Source organism: Paenibacillus taihuensis, from assembly GCF_003386535.1.
In the GTDB taxonomy this organism is placed as follows: Bacteria; Bacillota; Bacilli; order Paenibacillales; family Paenibacillaceae; genus Paenibacillus_Z; species Paenibacillus_Z taihuensis.
In genome coordinates this window covers 26,731-43,530 of the sequence record NZ_QTTN01000043.1, presented here as the reverse complement: position 1 = coordinate 43,530, position 16,800 = coordinate 26,731, and the positions used below count along the sequence as shown (strand labels likewise).

The following is a 16,800-nucleotide window of genomic DNA, read 5'->3' as shown; positions in this document are numbered from 1 at the left end:
AGAGATGGAAGTGACAGGCTCGTTTATGATTGAAGCTTCAAGAGAGGAAGTCTGGAGTGTCCTAATGGATGCAGAGTCGTTGGCTGGGTGTGTACCGGGTGTCGAACGATTAGCTGTAATAGATGATAAGCATTATGAAGCGGAGATGTTCGTAAAAGTTCAATTCATGACGCTGCGATTTCAGGCAGCAGGCGAGCTGAAGGATGCTGTGGAGGCGGAGAGGATGACGGTCGAACTGAGAGGCAAAGCGCTTGCGCTCGCCGGGCTCTTTCGAAATCAGCTGGAGGTTCGGCTCGTTCATCTTGGAGATAAACAGACGGAGGTCTCTTATCATATGAGCCTGCAGATGAGTGGACGCTTGGCGTCTCTTGGATCCTTGCTCGTGAAGGGAACGGTCACCAAATCCGCTGCTGAGTTCGCTGAAAATGTGAAAAAACGATTTGAACGGATTTCCACGTAAGTACAAACCGGATTGTATAATCAGTTGCTTTCCTTTATTCTAATTATACATTTGTCCATCTGCTGTTTTCGCAGACCAGTGGAAGGAATAGAAGAGGAAAGAGGGTAAGCATGATGAAGCCATCGAGACCGATGAATAATCAGTCCAGTACACTGCTCATGATCTCAAGTATTTACACATCTTTGACTAAAGCGGAGAAGAAGGTTGCAGACGCTGTTCGGAATAACCCGGAAGAAGCGATGATGGCGACGGTTACCGACTTATCGGAACAGGCGAAAGTAGGGGAAACGTCTGTCATCCGTTTTTGTCGCAGATTAGGTTTCCGTGGTTATCATGAATTTAAGCTGGCCATCGCGCAGGATCTTGTAAACTTGCAGAGTTTTCCGGATTCCCAAATAGTGGAGTCTGATGACCATCAAGCCATTGCTTGCAAAGTGACGATGAAGAACGAGCAGATGCTGAAGCATACCCTCGATCTTATCAATATGCTGGAATTGAAGAAAGCGGTTTCGGCCATGCTTGCCGCTTCCAAGATCTATATCTATGGTGTCGGTTCCTCGGGGATTACAGCATTGGATCTGCATTATAGACTCATGCGTATCGGCATGAACGCTGAGGTTCATCGTGATGCGCACATAATAGCCATGTCAGCGTCACTGGCACGCAAGGACGACTTGGTATTCGGCATTACGACATCTGGCAGTACTCGCGACCTGGTCGACCCGTTGCGTCAAGCAAAGCAAAACGAGGCCACCGTTATAACACTAACCAGCCATATGCGCTCTCCAATTACGAATTATGCAGATACTGTCTTGCTGGTGCCTTCAAAGGAAATGCCGCTTGAAGGAGGGGCATTATCGACCAAAATTGCCCAAATCCACCTATTGGATATTCTGTGTACCATTCTAATGATGGAAAAAGACACAGCTAGGGAGTCGATCGAAAAGACTGCAAAAGCGGTAGCGGACAAACTCTACTAAACTCGATTATATCCGGTGATATAGTTCTTTTTTTTGCTCTGTTTCGGATAAAAAATCCTTCTAATCCTGTGTTGATGGTGATATAATCCAAATAGGGAAGTCTTAATCGACCTGATTACACGCCTTGCGGTGGACTAATCATCGTCACAGTCGAAGGAGCAGTCACATGAACCCTTTATTTAAAAGCAGAGGGATAATCGTATCTTGCCAGGCATATCCTGGAGATCCAATGTACGATGAATCCAGCATGCTGAATATGGCCCGTGCCGCTGAGCAAGGGGGAGCTATTGGAATCCGAGCAAATGGCGAAAGAGATATACGAAATATCGCGAGAAATGTCTCGATTCCCGTAATCGGGTTGATCAAACGCAACATCCCCGGATCAGAAATTTATATTACACCCGCCTGGGAAGATGCCGAGGCGATAATTGCTGCCGGAGCGAAGATTGTCGCAATGGATGTCACTATGCGTGAACATCGGAATGAAATCGTGAGGCATATGATTCATAATATCCATGCATGCGGCGCTCTTGTGATGGCAGATGTGTCAACGCTTGAAGAGGGCATTATGGCGGAAAGATTAGGCGCAGATTATGTTTCGACCACGCTTTCCGGCTACACGTCATATAGTCTGCAGCTTGAAGGGCCTGATATTGCTTTGGTGGCGAAGCTATGCAAGCGATTAGAAGTCCCGGTCATTGCCGAGGGGAGGATCTGGACGCCGGAAGATGCAGTAAAAGCGCTGGAGGCAGGGGCCGAATATGTCGTTGTTGGAAGCGCTATCACGCGCCCGGAACAAATCACGGCGCGTTTTGCTCAGCAAGCTTTGACGTATCTCATGCAGGGAAAGGCAGCGAGTCGCTAATCGCTAATCGCAGCTGTTTTTGAGGGCATATCTTTTTTTTAATTATTCACGGAGAAAATATTCATTATTTATTAATGAAAAGACGCATTATTCTTTTATTAGGTAGCATGTCGCGTGAGAGGAGAATATCAGTGGGTAACTTCGATGATTCGATTGATACGGATGTACTCGTCATCGGGGGAGGGACGGCCGGTGTCGTAGCGGCAATCGCTTCTGCCCGAATGGGAAAACGGACGATACTCGTGGAACAAAACGGGTTTCTTGGAGGAACGGCTACCGCTGCACTTGTTACTCCGATGATGGCAAACCACATTAACCGGCTACCGCTTAATACCGGCATTTGCGAAGAAATCAACCAGCGTCTGGAGCGTACTGGAGACGGAGCGCTGGCCTCAGACGGAAATAGCGGATGGTTTAACCCTGAGAAGCTGAAATTTGTTTTGGAGGATTTAGTTCTTGAAGCCGGCGTCGAATGTATCTATTACTCTTTCGTGCACGAGGTGCTCGTCGATCAGGGACGAGTCGCCGGAATCGTGTTGCACAATAAAAGCGGCAAGCTTCGAATAAACAGCCGGCTGACGATCGACGCTTCTGGAGATGCAGACGTAGCCTTCAAGGCCGGTGTCCCGTTCGAATCAGGCAACCCCTTTAATGAAGGGAAAAATCAGGCTATGTCCATGCGCTTCCATATGGGGCAGGTGGATCTGCCCCGTGTAGCGGCATTTATCCGGTCTATCGGCGGTTATTGCGGCGATTACCCGTTCATGCATGCCGCCTCTGTATGGGGACATAACCTGCCGCTGGAACCACTCTTACGCAAAGCTGTCGACGACGGCATTTTGGAAATGTCAGATGGAGACTATTTCCAATTCTTCTCGGTGCCCGGTCGCCCAGGGGAGTTGGCCTTCAATTGCCCGCGTATAACGGAACGGGTCGACGGCACGAATGTGTTTCATCTAACGGACGCTGCACAGAGAGGGAGACGAATTATCGCCCGTTTCGAGCGTTTCCTGAAAGCGTATATCCCCGGATTCGAGGAGTCCTATATCGTCATGACCTCACAGATGGTCGGCGTGCGCGAATCGCGGAGAATTGTAGGCAGCTATACGCTTTCGCAGAATGATGTGCGCCAAGGTGCTAAATTTGAGGATGCCATCGCACGCAGCTGTTACCCGATCGATGTTCATAGTCCGAATCGGGGAGATGAACAGAAGCTCGATTTCGGGAATTTGCCCGAAGGCCAGTACCATGAAATTCCGTACCGCTGCCTGGTACCGATGGTTATGGATTCACTGCTTGTCGCTGGCCGGTGCATTTCGGCAGATTTTCATGCCCAGTCTGCCATACGCATCGAATCCAACTGCAGGGCATTCGGCGAAGCAGCTGGTACAGCGGCGGCGTTATGTATCGATCACGGCCTTGAGCCTCGCAATCTATCTGGTATTCTATTACGAAAAATTCTTTATGAACGGGGTTGTAACCTTTTGTAATCGTATATCGTTATATATTTCGGGATGTTGGTAAAATACTCCAATAAATCGGATAGTTAGATAGAAAGGGGAGAGGCAATGGTGAGCTGCTGCTCGAGCGTAACGAGGAATCACGCGTGCAGAGCACCTTGCGGCTGAGAGAATCGATAAAGGGCGGGTCGGTCCATCGGTTTCTGATATGCGAGGGCTTGAAGCGAACATATTGAGAGGGTGAGGGTATGAAAAGGAACAAGTTTTTGACAACACTGGCTGCGATCTCCCTGGGAGCCGCGTTATTGGCGGGTTGCAGCGGTAACAACAATGCCGATTCTAAGGAAAATGGTAATGCGGCAGCCAGCAATACGGAAAGTGGAAACGCTGCAAGCGCGAACAACGCAAGCAGCGGAGATGCGACCAACAAAGAAGTTGAATCGAATGCAGGTACACTACCGGATAAGCCGACGGGAACATTCAGTTTCTTCATTAACTCAGGTGCAACGTGGGACCCTGCGATTTGGGATTGGGGCGGCCATCATAACGCAATCGGTATTTTCGAAGGCTTGGTCCATTATTCGCAGGGGAAAGTCGTTCCGGGTACTGCAACTTCCTGGAAGGAAGATGGTGCGAAATGGAAGTTTACGCTCCGTCAGGACGCTAAGTTTTCTAATGGCGATCCGGTTACGGCAGAAGCATTCGTACTGGGCATTCAACGTGCGGTTGACCCTAATACTGTTAAAGGAACGAGCAAAGCCTCCAGTTTCCTTGGCGATACGCACATTGTTAACTACCTTGACATTCAGAATGGTTTGAAGAAAGTAGATGAGCTGGGCGTTAAAGCCATTGATCCTTATACTCTCGAAATAGACCTCCAAGAACCTGACAAATCGTTCCTGGACAAACTAGCCATCTCCAATTGGCAAATGCCAGTGGACCCAAAAGTCGTCAAGCTTGGTGTATCTGACGACACTTGGACCGATCCTGCAAAAATTGTCAGCAACGGTCCTTATATGATCGACAAATTGAACGTGAAAACCGATATGTGGCTGAAGCCGAACCCGTATTATTACGGGAAAGTATCGCTTGAGAAGATTCATATGACATGGTCAACGCCGGAGATTAAGCAGTTGCTCGTCTTCCAGAACAACGAGTCCGACATGGCTACGCTTGCAGCTGAAGATGTGCCAGCTGTCAAAGGCGACTCCACGCTTACCAATGAACTGAACTGGTTTGATACCTCAATCTCTTATACGTTCCAGGTTCGCCATTCCGAGAACCCTGCACTTCAAAACGAGAAGGTACGGCAAGCGCTGACAATGGCTATCGATAAGCAGGCTATCGCGGATAAAGTGCTTGGTGGAACGGGAACGCCTTCATACGATGGCTCCATCACAACATGGATGGCGGATTGGATCAAAAACGTCGGTCCTCAATACGATGTTGCCAAGGCAAAGGAATTGATGAAGGAAGCAGGCTATCCGGACGGAAAAGGATTCCCGACGCTCGTGATGCTCGTGCCAGGTGCCGATGATAAAGTCGCGCAGGCTGTTCAACAATTGTGGCAGCAAAATCTTGGCATCAATGTGAAATATGACGGAGAAGAATGGGGCGCTTATGTCACGAAATTCGACGAGTCCGCTGATCCGGGAACCGTAAGCGTTGTTCAGAACGGAGTTGGGCCTGCCGTCGCCAACTGGAAAGAAACGATTGTCCAAACGGACCCGTTGCACATGGAACTGGCCAAAATTGCGTTGGATGGAAAGGCATGGGAAAACTATCGCAAAATATGGAATGATTCAAAACTAGAGCAGGGCGATAAAAACAAACAAGCCAGCGACCTCTTCGCTGCAAACTTTTCCAAGGATATTACCGACCGCTACGCCAAAGCTGCCGATGCTTACAAAAAGGACGACGAAGCTGGTTTGAAGGATTTCGTGTCATGGCGCATGAATACGGCATGGACGTTCCCGATTTATACCGTTCGCAACGGCATATTACTGAAGCCAAACGTTAAAGGCTACTTCCCGATGCGGATGTGGTTGTCTACACCGCCAGATTGGCTCAATGATATTACGGTTAGCTAACATTGCAACCCCGAAAGTCAGGTGGGCCGGTCCGTTCAGGATCGGTCTACCCAATTACAGGGAGGAATAAGCATGCTCGTCTACGTTATTCGCCGCGTTGGGTATATGATCGTTGCTTTGCTTGCACTGACACTCATCACGTTTTTTCTGATGAAGCAAGCTCCGGGCAGCTTTCTGACCATTAACATTATGCAGAGCGGCTTGCAAACCTCCGGACATAGCTCGTATAGCATGGATGTGCTGCAGGAATGGTCGGAACGTTACCACATTGGCGAGCCTTGGTACATGGAATATTGGGGGTACCTCAAAGGGATATTGACATGGGATTTCGGGACCTCGTTTCAATACCCGAACACGCCAATTATGAGTTTGCTAGTTAAAGCGTTCCCGATCTCGCTAGGCATTGCATTATCTTCTATTATTCTAGGTCTGCTCATCTCAATCCCGGTCGGTATCTTCGCGGCGATGCGCCGCAATACGTGGGCGGATTCCGGTGCCATGTTCTTCTCCATGCTTGGTACCAGCATACCTGCTTATATTCTGGCAGTGTTTCTCATCATGGTTTTCTCGCTGTATCTGCACTGGCTACCTTCTATGGGGTGGAGAGACTTGAAGAATTACGTAATTCCTGTCCTTGCCCTGGCACTGCCGATGACAGGTTCAATGTCACGGTACATGCGAACAAGCTTGGTGGAGAACTTGAACAAAGATTACGCAACAACCGTAATTGCCAAAGGAGGGAGCAAACGCGACGTTATTTATCGGCATGTCTTGCGCAACTCTCTCATCCCTCTTATCACCATCATTGGACCGCATTTGGCCGGGATGTTGATGGGGACAGTCATGATTGAGTTCATGTTCGGTATACCCGGCATGGGGCAGCTTTTCAACAATGCCGCAGGCTCCCGCGATTATCCCCTTATCATGGTCTCTACGTTTCTGTATACGCTTGTCATTATGGTTATGAACTTGCTGGTGGACATTATTTACGGACTGCTCGATCCCCGCATTCGTCGCTCCGGGATGAGCGATTAAGTCGTGGAAGCATCGAAGAAAGAAGGTGACATACAGAAATGAGTACTCCGGTCTCGCTTGATCTACACGGTACAGATCTCCCGGATATGAAGCTGCGAAAGAACTCGCTTTGGCGAATGCGCTTTCAAATTTTTTGCCGGAACAAGATCGCCGTTGTCGGGGCATGCTTCGTCTTGCTGCTTGTTATCTGCGCGTTATTTGCACCATGGATTACACCGTACAGTTATGAGAAGGGCAGTGTACTGGAGGCATTTGAAAAACCGAGCCTCGCACACTTGCTGGGGACGGACGCCATTGGCCGCGATGTCTTCAGCCGCCTGATCTACAGCTTGCGCAATGCCTGTATCGTAGGTTTTGGCGCTCAGCTTATCGAGCTTACGCTGGGTCTATTCATCGGGGCTATTGCCGGCTATGTGGGAGGACGCACCGACTCGATTCTGATGCGAGTGGTTGACATCGTTTACGGATTTCCGAGCTTTCTTCTAAGCATCATTCTCATTATATTGCTTGGCCACAACATCTGGGCGGTTCTTATTGCCGTGGCAGCTACGAGCTGGGTTGGAATGGCTCGGGTCGTGAGAGGCCAGGTGCTGACCGTGCGGCAATCCGAATACATCGATGCAGCGCGCGCCATGGGCGCGAATTGGTGGCAAATCCTAACCCGGTATGTGCTGCCTAATTCGATGGGACCGGTGCTGGTCGCAGCCGCGTTTGGCATTCCAGCTAACATGATGGTGGAATCCGGTTTAAGTCTGGTTGGCCTTGGGCTGCAACCGCCGACACCAAGCTGGGGCTCTATCATTGCCGACGGGCAAAAAGGGATTTTCTCCTATCCCTACCTGCTGGTGTATCCTTCCCTATTGTTTGCGATCACACTACTGTCCTTTACCTATTTAGGGGATGGACTCCGCGATGCATTTGATTCAAGAGAAGCATAGTCCGCACTCATACATAAGCAGCGGACGCAACGGTTGGAGGTGACCTCTTAGTGGCGGACTTGTTAACAGTTCAGGATTTATGGATCGAATTCACATCGAAGCGCGGCACCGTCAAGGCGGTGAACGGCGTCGATTTTTCGCTGCGTAAAGGCAAGACAACAGGCATTGTGGGTGAAAGCGGGAGCGGCAAGAGCGTGACTGTGAAGTCGATCGCTGGCTTGCTCGCGCGCAACGCGAAGGTTACGGGCGGTTCGATCGACTTTGAGGGGTGCAATCTGCTATCTTTAAAAGAGAAACAAATTCAAGCCATTCGCGGCAATAAGATCAGCATGGTTTTCCAGGACCCCAATTCTTTCATGAACCCGACGATTTCTGTCGGAAAACAGGTCATGGAACCGCTGCTGTTTCATTCCGTCTGTTCCCGTAAAGAAGCGAAGGAGCGGGCAATCGACATGCTGGCTCAGGTTGGCATTCCAAGCCCGGCGGTACGCTTCAATGAATATCCGTTTGAATACAGCGGCGGGATGCTGCAACGTGCTCTCATCGCGATGGCGCTCATTAATGACCCGACGCTGCTTATCGCAGACGAACCGACAACCGCTCTGGACGTGACCGTTCAGGCGCAAATCTTGTTTCTGCTCAAGAAAATGAAAGAGACGCGAGACATGTCGATGATATTAGTCACGCACGATCTGATTGTGGCTGCCCAGATATGTGATGAAATTGTCGTCATGTACGGAGGAATGGTCGTCGAGCGAGCTGAGACACAGACTTTCCTGAAGCGGCGTGCCCACCCGTACTCGATTGGGCTGCTTGCATCGACCCCGCGGGTAGATGCAAGCATCGAACGGCTAAAGCCGATTGAAGGATCGCCGCCGGATCTTCGGGGGGCTTTGCCGCAAGGGTGCCTCTTTGCTCCGCGTTGTCCGTACCGTACGGAAAGATGCACAGCCGAGCGCCCGCCGCTCCAACAGATCGGACCGAATCATCAGGTCGCTTGCTGGCAGGCGGAAAGCGAGGTAGCTGTCTCATGAGTGCAATCCCACAGCCATTAATCGAGCTGTCCCAGATCCGTAAAGTATTTCGAACATCTCACGGAGCTTTGACTGCGGTCGATAGTATTGATCTGATCGTTGAACGGGGCAGCACCATTGGTTTAGTCGGAGAGAGCGGGAGCGGCAAGTCCACTGTAGCGCGTATGTTGCTTCGGCTGCTGACGCCGACATCTGGATCGATTCGGATACTCGGCGAGGACGTGACGGGTTGGAGCGATAAGAAGCTCAAGCCGGTTCGATCGATGCTGCAATGGGTTTCCCAGCATCCTGCAGCTGCCTTGTTCCCGAATCTGACCGTTGGCCAGAATATTATGGAACCGATGCGCATTCATGGGATCGGTATGGCTCAAGAGCGCCAACGGAAAGCACGCGGGCTGCTTGCGAAGGTGGGCATTCCGCAGGAGGGCTTTCATGCCTTTCCGCATGAGCTCTCAGGCGGGCAACAGCAGCGAGTGGTCATCGCGAGGGCTCTCTCGGTAGATCCCGGCTGCGTCGTTCTCGATGAGGCGGTATCCAGTCTAGACGTATCGGTACAAGCGCAAATCTTGAATCTGCTGCAGGACCTGCAGGAAGAAATGAATTTATCGTATTTATTTATTTCACACAATCTCGCCGTCATCCGCCTTGTATGCGATGAAGTAGCGGTCATGTTCTTGGGACGCGTTGTCGAAAGCGGGAAAACGAGGGAAGTATTCGATCATCCGCTTCATCCGTACACCAAGAAGCTGCTGGCTGCAGTTCCGTCCTTCACTCCGGATGGAGGCGTCACTCAGTTGGATGAATCAAGCCTGCTGCAGGGTGATCCGCCATCGCCACTAAATATACCTTCCGGCTGTGCATTTCGTAGCCGCTGCCCGTATGCGCGCGAGCGCTGCGCACAAGAGCGTCCCTTGCTTCGAAGAGTAGGCACGCAAGACGTTGCCTGTCACTTTGCCGAGGAGATTGCGGCAGAATAGGAGGGCCTATGGGAGAAGGAGGTTTAATAATGCGGGAAAGCCGGCATGCGATTGGTGTGGACATTGGCGGCACGAAGATCAACATTGGATTGATCGATTTCCGAGGACATATTCTTCGCGATATAACCGTGCCGACGATGGCCAAAGAGCGGCGAGTGATGGCCCAGACTATTGATGGTATTCGGGCACTCTTGTCCGAAAGTGAAGCGGAAGCCGACAATGCAATTCCTTGCGGAATTGGTGTTGGAAGCGCGGGGCAGATCGATTTCGAAACGGGGACCGTAATCTCCGCTACAGACCTGCTACCTGAGTACGCGGGTACACCAATTCGGGCGATATTGGAGCAATGTTTTGGAATGCCCGTTTACGTAGACAACGATGTGAACGTGCTTGCGTTATCTGAGCTATATCTGAGCAAGGAAGAGAGATTGCGTGATTTTATTTGTGTTGCGCTTGGAACCGGTGTCGGAGGCGGCGTTGTGACGGATGGCCATCTGGTACGAGGTGTTCAGGGAATCGGCGGTGAAATCGGTCATATTTCGGTTGACTTCCGAGGGCCTGTTTGCATGTGCGGCGGCATTGGCTGCCTCGAACTATACACTTCCGGCACCAGCATCGCTAGACGGATGGGGGAGAAGCGAGGCCGCTTAGAAGCCTGTGTGGAATGGAGCTGTCGTGAAGTCGTCGAGCAATGGCTGAGAGGCGATACCGCCGCGACGGAAGTCATGGAAGAGACCATCGAGGCGCTTTCAGCCGGACTTGCGGGGCTCATTCATACATTCAATCCGGCTAAGATCGTGATCGGCGGCGGTGTAGCCGACGCAGGCGAGCCGCTCTTTACACGACTCCGCTTGGAGACTTACAAAAGAACGATGCCTGCTTATTGTGACGCAACTCGTATCGAACCACCGCTTTTCGGAACCCGCAGCGGCATGATTGGTGCCGCGATTCAAGTGTTCCGTTATGGGGGAGCGAAGCAAGCGGAAAACGAATTGCGTTTAAAGGGAAGGTTGATTCCATGGCACTGACGTATGGCTTACAGATTTTCGGAATTCGCCCAGGACCCGAACGTTCGGTTGGATCCTTCACGTTTGGCTGCACAGGTGATTAGCGGTGTCGGTTTTCTAGGGGCAGGAACGATTTTCGCACGGGCTTGGCTGTCTCGGGATTGACGACTGCTGCGTCTCTATGGGTTGTTGCCGCAATCGGCCTCACAGTCGGAGCCGGATTTTTTTACTGTGCAATCACGCTAACCGTTCTGACGGTGATCAGTTTGTTCCTACTGAATAAATGGGAGAAACGTTTCTCTGCTGCCAAGTTGATGCGAGAATTAAAACTGGAGATTAGACCAGGTTCCGCAGGCTTGCAGGATGTCATCTCGGAGCTCGATCGCTATGGCTTTCAGATCAGCCAATTAATCGTGGATAAGCAGGTTGCTTCTGTAAATGGCAGTCTTCTGTCCGTGAGCATATGCGTCAAATTGAAAAAAACAAAACGTTTTGTGGAGGTATTCTCTAAGCTGGCAGAAATTGAAGGCATATTCCGATTGGAGACACTCACTTAATGAGCTCGAATGGTTAACGTTAACTACATTTCTGTGGGAGGTTAGTCGAGGAATGAGCAAATCAATGAAATGGAGTCGTGTCATCGTGTCGGCTTGCATGGTGTTATCGCTGCTGGTACCGGGGATTGCAGCGGCGGATGGTGCAGCTGGTTCAGAGGGAGCAAGCGTAGATAAGAAGCAGGAGCGTGGACTTTATAATGTAGCGGCAGGCAAGCCGTACACCATTTCGCAGGGCGTTCAAGACAAGGACTTGCTGACTTACGAGCTTCGTACCGAAGCCGACAGCGGTTCCCCGTATGAACTTACGGACGGGCGCACAGCTGATCAACCTCCGGCAGGCCAGTCTTACTTCCAGAATACGAGTTGGATCGGCTTCAGTCGTCAAGTCAGTCGTAGCGTAACAATTGACCTTGGCCAGTCCACCTATATTCAGAACATATCCGGCGGCTATCTGCAGGAACGGGCGGCGGCCGTTGAATTGCCGCGCAACATTCACTATGCCGTATCGGAGGATGGTCTCAACTGGTTTGATGCCGGTGATCAGCATCCCAAGTATTCCAATTCCCAATCGGCTTCACGTAAAGTGCTCGTCTCAGGCGATATTAAGGTGACTGCCCGTTACGTGAAAGTCGAGTTCGAAGTCGGCATGTTCACCTTTGTAGATGAGCTTGAGGTATCGGGACGCCCCGCGCAGCGAGAAGACCGCTCGGCTGATAAGCTGCACAAGGAGAAGCCAGTAAAGGATGCTGCGCCTCCGACGCTTAAGGAAGCAGGTGGCGTTCGGAATATGTATATCGCCTATTATTATCCTGTCGGAAGCGCTAATGAAACGCTCGGTCGCTGGCATCAGGATGATTTTGGATCGATCATCGCGCATACGGACCGTAATGGAAATCGAACGGGATGGATGTATGATACGGTAATGTTCTCCAATGGGGGGAACGTATTCACCGACTACAACACGAAGGACAAATGGCAAACCTACCTGGATCAGCTATTCACGGATGGACAGCAGATCGGCGCATTGGATGCGGCGACGGCCGAAGCAAAGGTCGGCTTGAAAGATAAGAAACATAGGACGAAGGTCGTTATTTCCATTCCCTACCCGAACCCGAATCCGGATCAAGTCTGGGGCCAACTCGATGGGAAAACCGTCGATTTCAATATAACGAACGGCGAGGACGCTTCGCTTCAAGCACGGAAAAAGGCAGTAGGCTGGTACGTCGAAACTGCTGAAAAGCTGTTTAAAAACAAGCATTATGACAACCTTGAATTGGCAGGCTTTTACTGGCAGCATGAAGAGGTCGGATTTGCTACGATGAATGAGGAGAATCTGGTCAAACAGGTGTCGCGCATCGTGCATCAGGCTCAGGAGAAATTTTACTGGATTCCATTCTTTCAATCGAATGGTTCCACGATTTGGCGTGAACTTGGTTTTGACGCGGTCATGATGCAACCTAACTATTTCTTCAGCTCATCTTTCGGTCCGAATGTCGCGACAGGCGGAACCGTGGATATGAGCCGATTGAACGAATCCGTTCAAACGGCAAAACGATTCGGTATGGGTCTTGAGGTTGAAGGCGATTACCAGATCACATGGAACGGTTGGGGAACGGATTATGACGGGCAACTGTATAATGGCGATTACGCAGTCCGCAAATATTTTGCTTACCTGAACGCCATTCAAAGCGCCGGCTTGAACAACTCCATTCTTGGTTATTATATGGGCGCTCGATCCGTCTATCCGGATATTATGAATAGCGATAAGGAAAATGTCAGAAGCGTCTATGATGAAACCGCGAGCTTTATTGACGGCAGCTATCAAGTGAAGGCACTGGATAGCAGCACGATTCCATTGCCTGCAGGCGATTCCTGGAGCGATCCGATTGTCGTCAATGCCGTGGAAGGCGACGTCTACACATCTTACGTAGCCGTATCCTCATCCAAGTGGATTCAATTCCCGATTAAAGCTGGGGAGGATTGGATCGTGACGCTGACACCGCTGAACGGCGCGAAGTTCTCGATGGAAACCAGGCATTGGGGACCGACCCAAACAAGGCATAGCGGATTCTCATACGGTAAATCGTCGGAAGTGCAATCGATGCTGGTCAAAAATCCAGGTACCGAGGATACCTCCATCATGCTGCGTGTTTTCCCGGAAGACGGCACGAGCGGCAAATATAAAATTTCGCTTGCCCATCCGATCGAAGATGGCACGACCATGATGAACGCGATTGACCTGTTGAACAATAGCCAAGTTTCGGGAACGGTTGAAACTCCAGGGCAGGCGATATGGTACAAAATATTGGGTGAAGCGGCATATAAGCTGTCCTTGGTACCGGATGGCCAATCGGATATGGATATGCAGCTCTTTTATGATGCGAACAGCGGCAGCGTGCAAGCTTCCTCGATCAAAGGTACCGGACAGATGGAATCGTTCACCTATAATAATCCGTATGCACCGCAATTTCTATATTATCTCAAAATTACGGCCAAAACTGCCGGAAGCTATACCGTATACAACGGCATCGAGCCTCCGGAACAGCAGCCGGATAGAGGAACGTCCTACGATGATGCGATTGCGTTTGTAGCTGCAGATGGTGTTGTGTATGACGCTTCGGCTTTACAAGAAGGCGTAACGCCGGCACAGGCAAGATGGCTTAAATTCCTGGTGAAGCCAGGCGAGACCTGGGGAATTACGCTGACACCCGCATCCGGAGCGGAGGTCGCCATGGAAACCCGTTGGGTAGAAGGGGCAGCTCTAGGCTATACGTATAGCTATATGTCTCACGAAACGAGTCCGCAAACGCTGCCGGTAACGAATGAAGGAACTTCGGAACAATTCGCCTATATCCGGGTGCTTGCCCAACAAACCGGCGGAAATTTTACGATCTCGCTCACCAAGCAAGCAGCATCGGCAGGCTGAAACCTTTCGAGGATTGGAAGAGTGCATCTCTATCACAACTAGCGCGATTTGCCAATGGCGGATGTACACGCGTTAGCAGCATCCTAATGGAGAATCGTAAGCAGGTCCCATCAACAAGACAAGAAGACGATCGTATTTCGGCAGCTTACCGAACGCGGGCGTCTTCTTGTTACACCGGGAATGAAATGGAAAGAATCCTCACGATGGGGAGATCAAACCCAAGGTCCTAAACGGATTAGCGCCTAATCGGCAGGCTGGTCTTGAACGTATCTAGCCACTTGTGTTCCAGGTGGCAGTATATTCGCAAGATTATATGGTCCGGATACACGTCGACCCAGCGGGATTGGGGGAAATCTTCATATAAACATCCACCGCCGACGAATACCGCATCTTTACGTCTAACGATCTGGTCCTCGCGGTCCATCCGGCAATGGGTATGTCCGCTGAATAGAATGACGTTAGGGTAGCGCTCGAAGATCTCCAGAATCGGGGTAGACTCGCGACATGTATTCTCTGATGCGGCAACGGTTCCATTGACAGGGTGATGAAGAAACACGAGCGAAGTACATCCATTCGCTGTAGACAGCCGTTCCTCCAACCAGTCTAGCTGTCGTTTCGATAGCCAAGCTGCCTCATTGCTATCCGGTGCATAATGCTCCGTCGAAAGAAACAACATCGAAATTCCGCCGATCCTCTTCTCGAAATAGATCCATGGCATGCTGGTCCAATCCAGGAAACGATGGTGTGCCTTCTCGGATGTGAAATTTTCTTCCTCATAACAGCCGTAATATTCATGGTTGCCCATCGTGTAATAGACTGGCATCGAACATTGCGCAAAGGCGGTCATCGCAAGTCGGTAGTCTCGCTCCTTGCCGTTCGTTAAATCACCGTTGACGACGATGAAGCTGGGCTGCATCGCATTAAGGTGCGAGATTTCTTCACGGAGAAACGGAACCCAATCTACCGGACGTTCCGGCTCTTTGTACGCCATGAAATGAAGATCGGATAAAACGGCGAATGAAAATAATGGGCTGCTCAATGGCCATCGCTCCTTTGCTGGTTAAGGGATTGTGGGTTCAAGACGGATAATGCGTGCGCCTCGTAGGTAGCCTTCGCGGCCGAACGTATTGTAACCGCTCGCCCTGCCGTAACTTAATCGGATGCCATGCAGCTGCAAGCACTTCGCTGCGAAGTCCTCCGGTTCTCGATTTTTCCAATGTACGTCCGTGAATTGTACGATCGTAAGTGTACCATCGGGACGAAGCTTAGTGAGTCTCGCAAAATGTATCTCCTCCACACCTAATTCCCTTTATATCATACCAAATAAGCAACATATTGCAACAAAAATACAATAAAATGACAAACTAATTCCCTTGCACCAGTAGAGTATGCCAATCGTGTTTGAGACAAAATTTACTTATCGTCTTCAGATTTACAGGGAAATGTGGTTATAATAGTAATGAATGACCGGTATGTTGCAATCCATGCAATTGTTGCATTTTGCGTTAGGATAGACTGGTTACAGTTGCGAAGAATCGGGTGAGGTCGCTGTGCAAAATGATAGGCAGGACGAAATAATAAAACGGATCAAGGCTAAGAAATCCGTTCGTATCGGCGAATTAACAAAATCGCTTAATGTGACAAGAGAGACGATTCGCCGAGATCTGTACGAACTGGAGAAACTAGGCATCGTAAAAAAGGTACATGGCGGAGCGGTTCTGAATAGAACATGTGAAGAACCTCCTTATGCACAACGCAGCGTATCAAGAATTGAGGCTAAACGCGCAATAGCGGTATGTGCAGCTGATCTAGTGGAAGACGGAGATACGTTATTTATCGATCTGGGAACAACTGCTCTGCTCTTTGCCGGTGCCATCAAACATAAGCAAAATATTACGGTTATCACGAATTCGCTTCCAGCTGCGATCGAACTGGCGACAAGCGCCTCGGTTAAGATAATCTTGTGTGGAGGAGAACTCAGGCAAGGGGACTTGTCGCTTTCTGGACCGATTGCTGTGAAAACCTTGGACACGTTTCACGTCGATAAAACGTTTATCGGCGCTGGTGGAATAACGCTTGCACATGGCATTACCGATTATCACGTCGGGGAAGCTGACATCCGCCGTCAGATGATTGATCGTTCCAAGGAAACAATTGTGTTAGCCGATTATTCAAAGTTTAATGTGACGGTTTTTACCCAGGTATGCGAACTGGCAAATGTGCGAACGATTGTAACCGACGATTCCATGCCGGCGGAAGAAGTGAGGTTTTATTCAGAGCATGGTGTAAACATAATGATCGCGAAATAGGAAGAGTATGGTTGCTGAATAAACGACCGGCTTTGTAGTCGAACAAGCTGGCAGATGGGAGAGCGGTTGAACGGGGCAGACCTGTTTGACCGCCTCTTTTTTGAAGGATAGTAGGCTGCTTGCGTCAAATTAGGAGGAAATATCCGTTTTAATAAATTTTAA

At 50.2% G+C, this 16,800-nt stretch carries 14 protein-coding genes and 1 pseudogene; 13 read left to right on the top strand and 2 right to left on the bottom strand.

What is annotated here, in order from left to right; translation table 11 throughout:
• Positions 1–4 precede the first annotated feature (4 nt).
• From A8990_RS25980 to A8990_RS25925, 12 genes are all read left to right on the top strand, one after another.
• Positions 5–460, top strand: a complete 456-nt coding sequence (locus A8990_RS25980; RefSeq protein WP_116191948.1) for an SRPBCC family protein — start codon at positions 5–7, stop codon at positions 458–460.
• A gap of 113 nt (positions 461–573) precedes the next feature.
• Entirely contained in the window at positions 574–1,440 is an 867-nt protein-coding gene (locus A8990_RS25975) for a MurR/RpiR family transcriptional regulator (protein ID WP_245996229.1), read from the top strand.
• 166 nt (positions 1,441–1,606) lie between these two features.
• Positions 1,607–2,305 carry an N-acetylmannosamine-6-phosphate 2-epimerase gene (locus A8990_RS25970; protein ID WP_116191947.1) on the top strand — a complete coding sequence of 233 codons (699 nt, stop codon included), beginning with the start codon at positions 1,607–1,609 and terminating at the stop codon, positions 2,303–2,305.
• A gap of 131 nt (positions 2,306–2,436) precedes the next feature.
• Entirely contained in the window at positions 2,437–3,795 is a 1,359-nt protein-coding gene (locus A8990_RS25965; RefSeq protein WP_181909786.1) for an FAD-dependent oxidoreductase, read from the top strand.
• 218 nt (positions 3,796–4,013) lie between these two features.
• Complete coding sequence (locus tag A8990_RS25960) at positions 4,014–5,855, top strand: peptide ABC transporter substrate-binding protein (protein ID WP_116191945.1); 1,842 nt, start codon at positions 4,014–4,016, stop codon at positions 5,853–5,855.
• Between the two features lie 72 nt (positions 5,856–5,927).
• Positions 5,928–6,890: an ABC transporter permease gene (locus A8990_RS25955; protein WP_116191944.1), complete on the top strand. Its 963-nt coding sequence runs from the start codon at positions 5,928–5,930 to the stop codon at positions 6,888–6,890.
• Positions 6,891–6,928: 38 nt separating this feature from the next.
• The gene (locus A8990_RS25950) at positions 6,929–7,828 is read left to right on the top strand and encodes an ABC transporter permease (RefSeq protein ID WP_220376844.1); all 900 of its coding nucleotides are present in this window, start codon (positions 6,929–6,931) and stop codon (positions 7,826–7,828) included.
• Between the two features lie 50 nt (positions 7,829–7,878).
• Positions 7,879–8,862 carry an ABC transporter ATP-binding protein gene (locus A8990_RS25945; RefSeq protein ID WP_116191943.1) on the top strand — a complete coding sequence of 328 codons (984 nt, stop codon included), beginning with the start codon at positions 7,879–7,881 and terminating at the stop codon, positions 8,860–8,862.
• On the top strand, positions 8,859–9,839 hold the full coding sequence (locus A8990_RS25940; RefSeq protein ID WP_181909785.1) for an ABC transporter ATP-binding protein: 981 nt from the start codon (positions 8,859–8,861) through the stop codon (positions 9,837–9,839). Before A8990_RS25945 ends, A8990_RS25940 begins: the two co-directional genes overlap by 4 nt.
• 29 nt (positions 9,840–9,868) lie before the next feature.
• Positions 9,869–10,867: an ROK family protein gene (locus tag A8990_RS25935; RefSeq protein ID WP_181909784.1), complete on the top strand. Its 999-nt coding sequence runs from the start codon at positions 9,869–9,871 to the stop codon at positions 10,865–10,867.
• A 140-nt stretch (positions 10,868–11,007) separates the two neighbouring features.
• Positions 11,008–11,403 carry an MgtC/SapB family protein gene (locus A8990_RS32835; protein WP_425463931.1) on the top strand — a complete coding sequence of 132 codons (396 nt, stop codon included), beginning with the start codon at positions 11,008–11,010 and terminating at the stop codon, positions 11,401–11,403.
• A gap of 52 nt (positions 11,404–11,455) precedes the next feature.
• Positions 11,456–14,329 (top strand): DUF4855 domain-containing protein, encoded by a 2,874-nt coding sequence (locus A8990_RS25925; RefSeq protein ID WP_116191940.1) that lies wholly within the window; start codon positions 11,456–11,458, stop codon positions 14,327–14,329.
• A 235-nt stretch (positions 14,330–14,564) separates the two neighbouring features.
• Here the strand turns inward: A8990_RS25925 and A8990_RS25920 are convergent, their stop codons facing one another.
• Together A8990_RS25920 and A8990_RS25915 are read right to left on the bottom strand one after the other, a co-directional pair.
• On the bottom strand, positions 14,565–15,368 hold the full coding sequence (locus tag A8990_RS25920; RefSeq protein ID WP_116191939.1) for a metallophosphoesterase family protein: 804 nt from the start codon (positions 15,366–15,368) through the stop codon (positions 14,565–14,567).
• A 21-nt stretch (positions 15,369–15,389) separates the two neighbouring features.
• Positions 15,390–15,506, bottom strand: a pseudogene (locus A8990_RS25915) (metallophosphoesterase family protein); the annotation flags it as partial.
• Positions 15,507–15,879: 373 nt separating this feature from the next.
• On the opposite strand from A8990_RS25915, the gene A8990_RS25910 reads away from it, so the two are divergent.
• Complete coding sequence (locus A8990_RS25910) at positions 15,880–16,638, top strand: DeoR/GlpR family DNA-binding transcription regulator (protein ID WP_116191938.1); 759 nt, start codon at positions 15,880–15,882, stop codon at positions 16,636–16,638.
• Positions 16,639–16,800 lie beyond the last annotated feature (162 nt).

Bases quoted from the DNA above. Each gene is read 5' to 3' on its own strand.
- A8990_RS25980 (WP_116191948.1), top strand. From the start codon at position 5: ATGGAAGTGACAGGCTCGTTTATGATTGAAGCTTCAAGAGAGGAAGTC.
- A8990_RS25975 (WP_245996229.1), top strand. From the start codon at position 574: ATGAAGCCATCGAGACCGATGAATAATCAGTCCAGTACACTGCTCATG.
- A8990_RS25970 (WP_116191947.1), top strand. From the start codon at position 1,607: ATGAACCCTTTATTTAAAAGCAGAGGGATAATCGTATCTTGCCAGGCA.
- A8990_RS25960 (WP_116191945.1), top strand. From the start codon at position 4,014: ATGAAAAGGAACAAGTTTTTGACAACACTGGCTGCGATCTCCCTGGGA.
- A8990_RS25955 (WP_116191944.1), top strand. From the start codon at position 5,928: ATGCTCGTCTACGTTATTCGCCGCGTTGGGTATATGATCGTTGCTTTG.
- A8990_RS25950 (WP_220376844.1), top strand. From the start codon at position 6,929: ATGAGTACTCCGGTCTCGCTTGATCTACACGGTACAGATCTCCCGGAT.
- A8990_RS25940 (WP_181909785.1), top strand. From the start codon at position 8,859: ATGAGTGCAATCCCACAGCCATTAATCGAGCTGTCCCAGATCCGTAAA.
- A8990_RS25935 (WP_181909784.1), top strand. From the start codon at position 9,869: ATGCGGGAAAGCCGGCATGCGATTGGTGTGGACATTGGCGGCACGAAG.
- A8990_RS25925 (WP_116191940.1), top strand. From the start codon at position 11,456: ATGAGCAAATCAATGAAATGGAGTCGTGTCATCGTGTCGGCTTGCATG.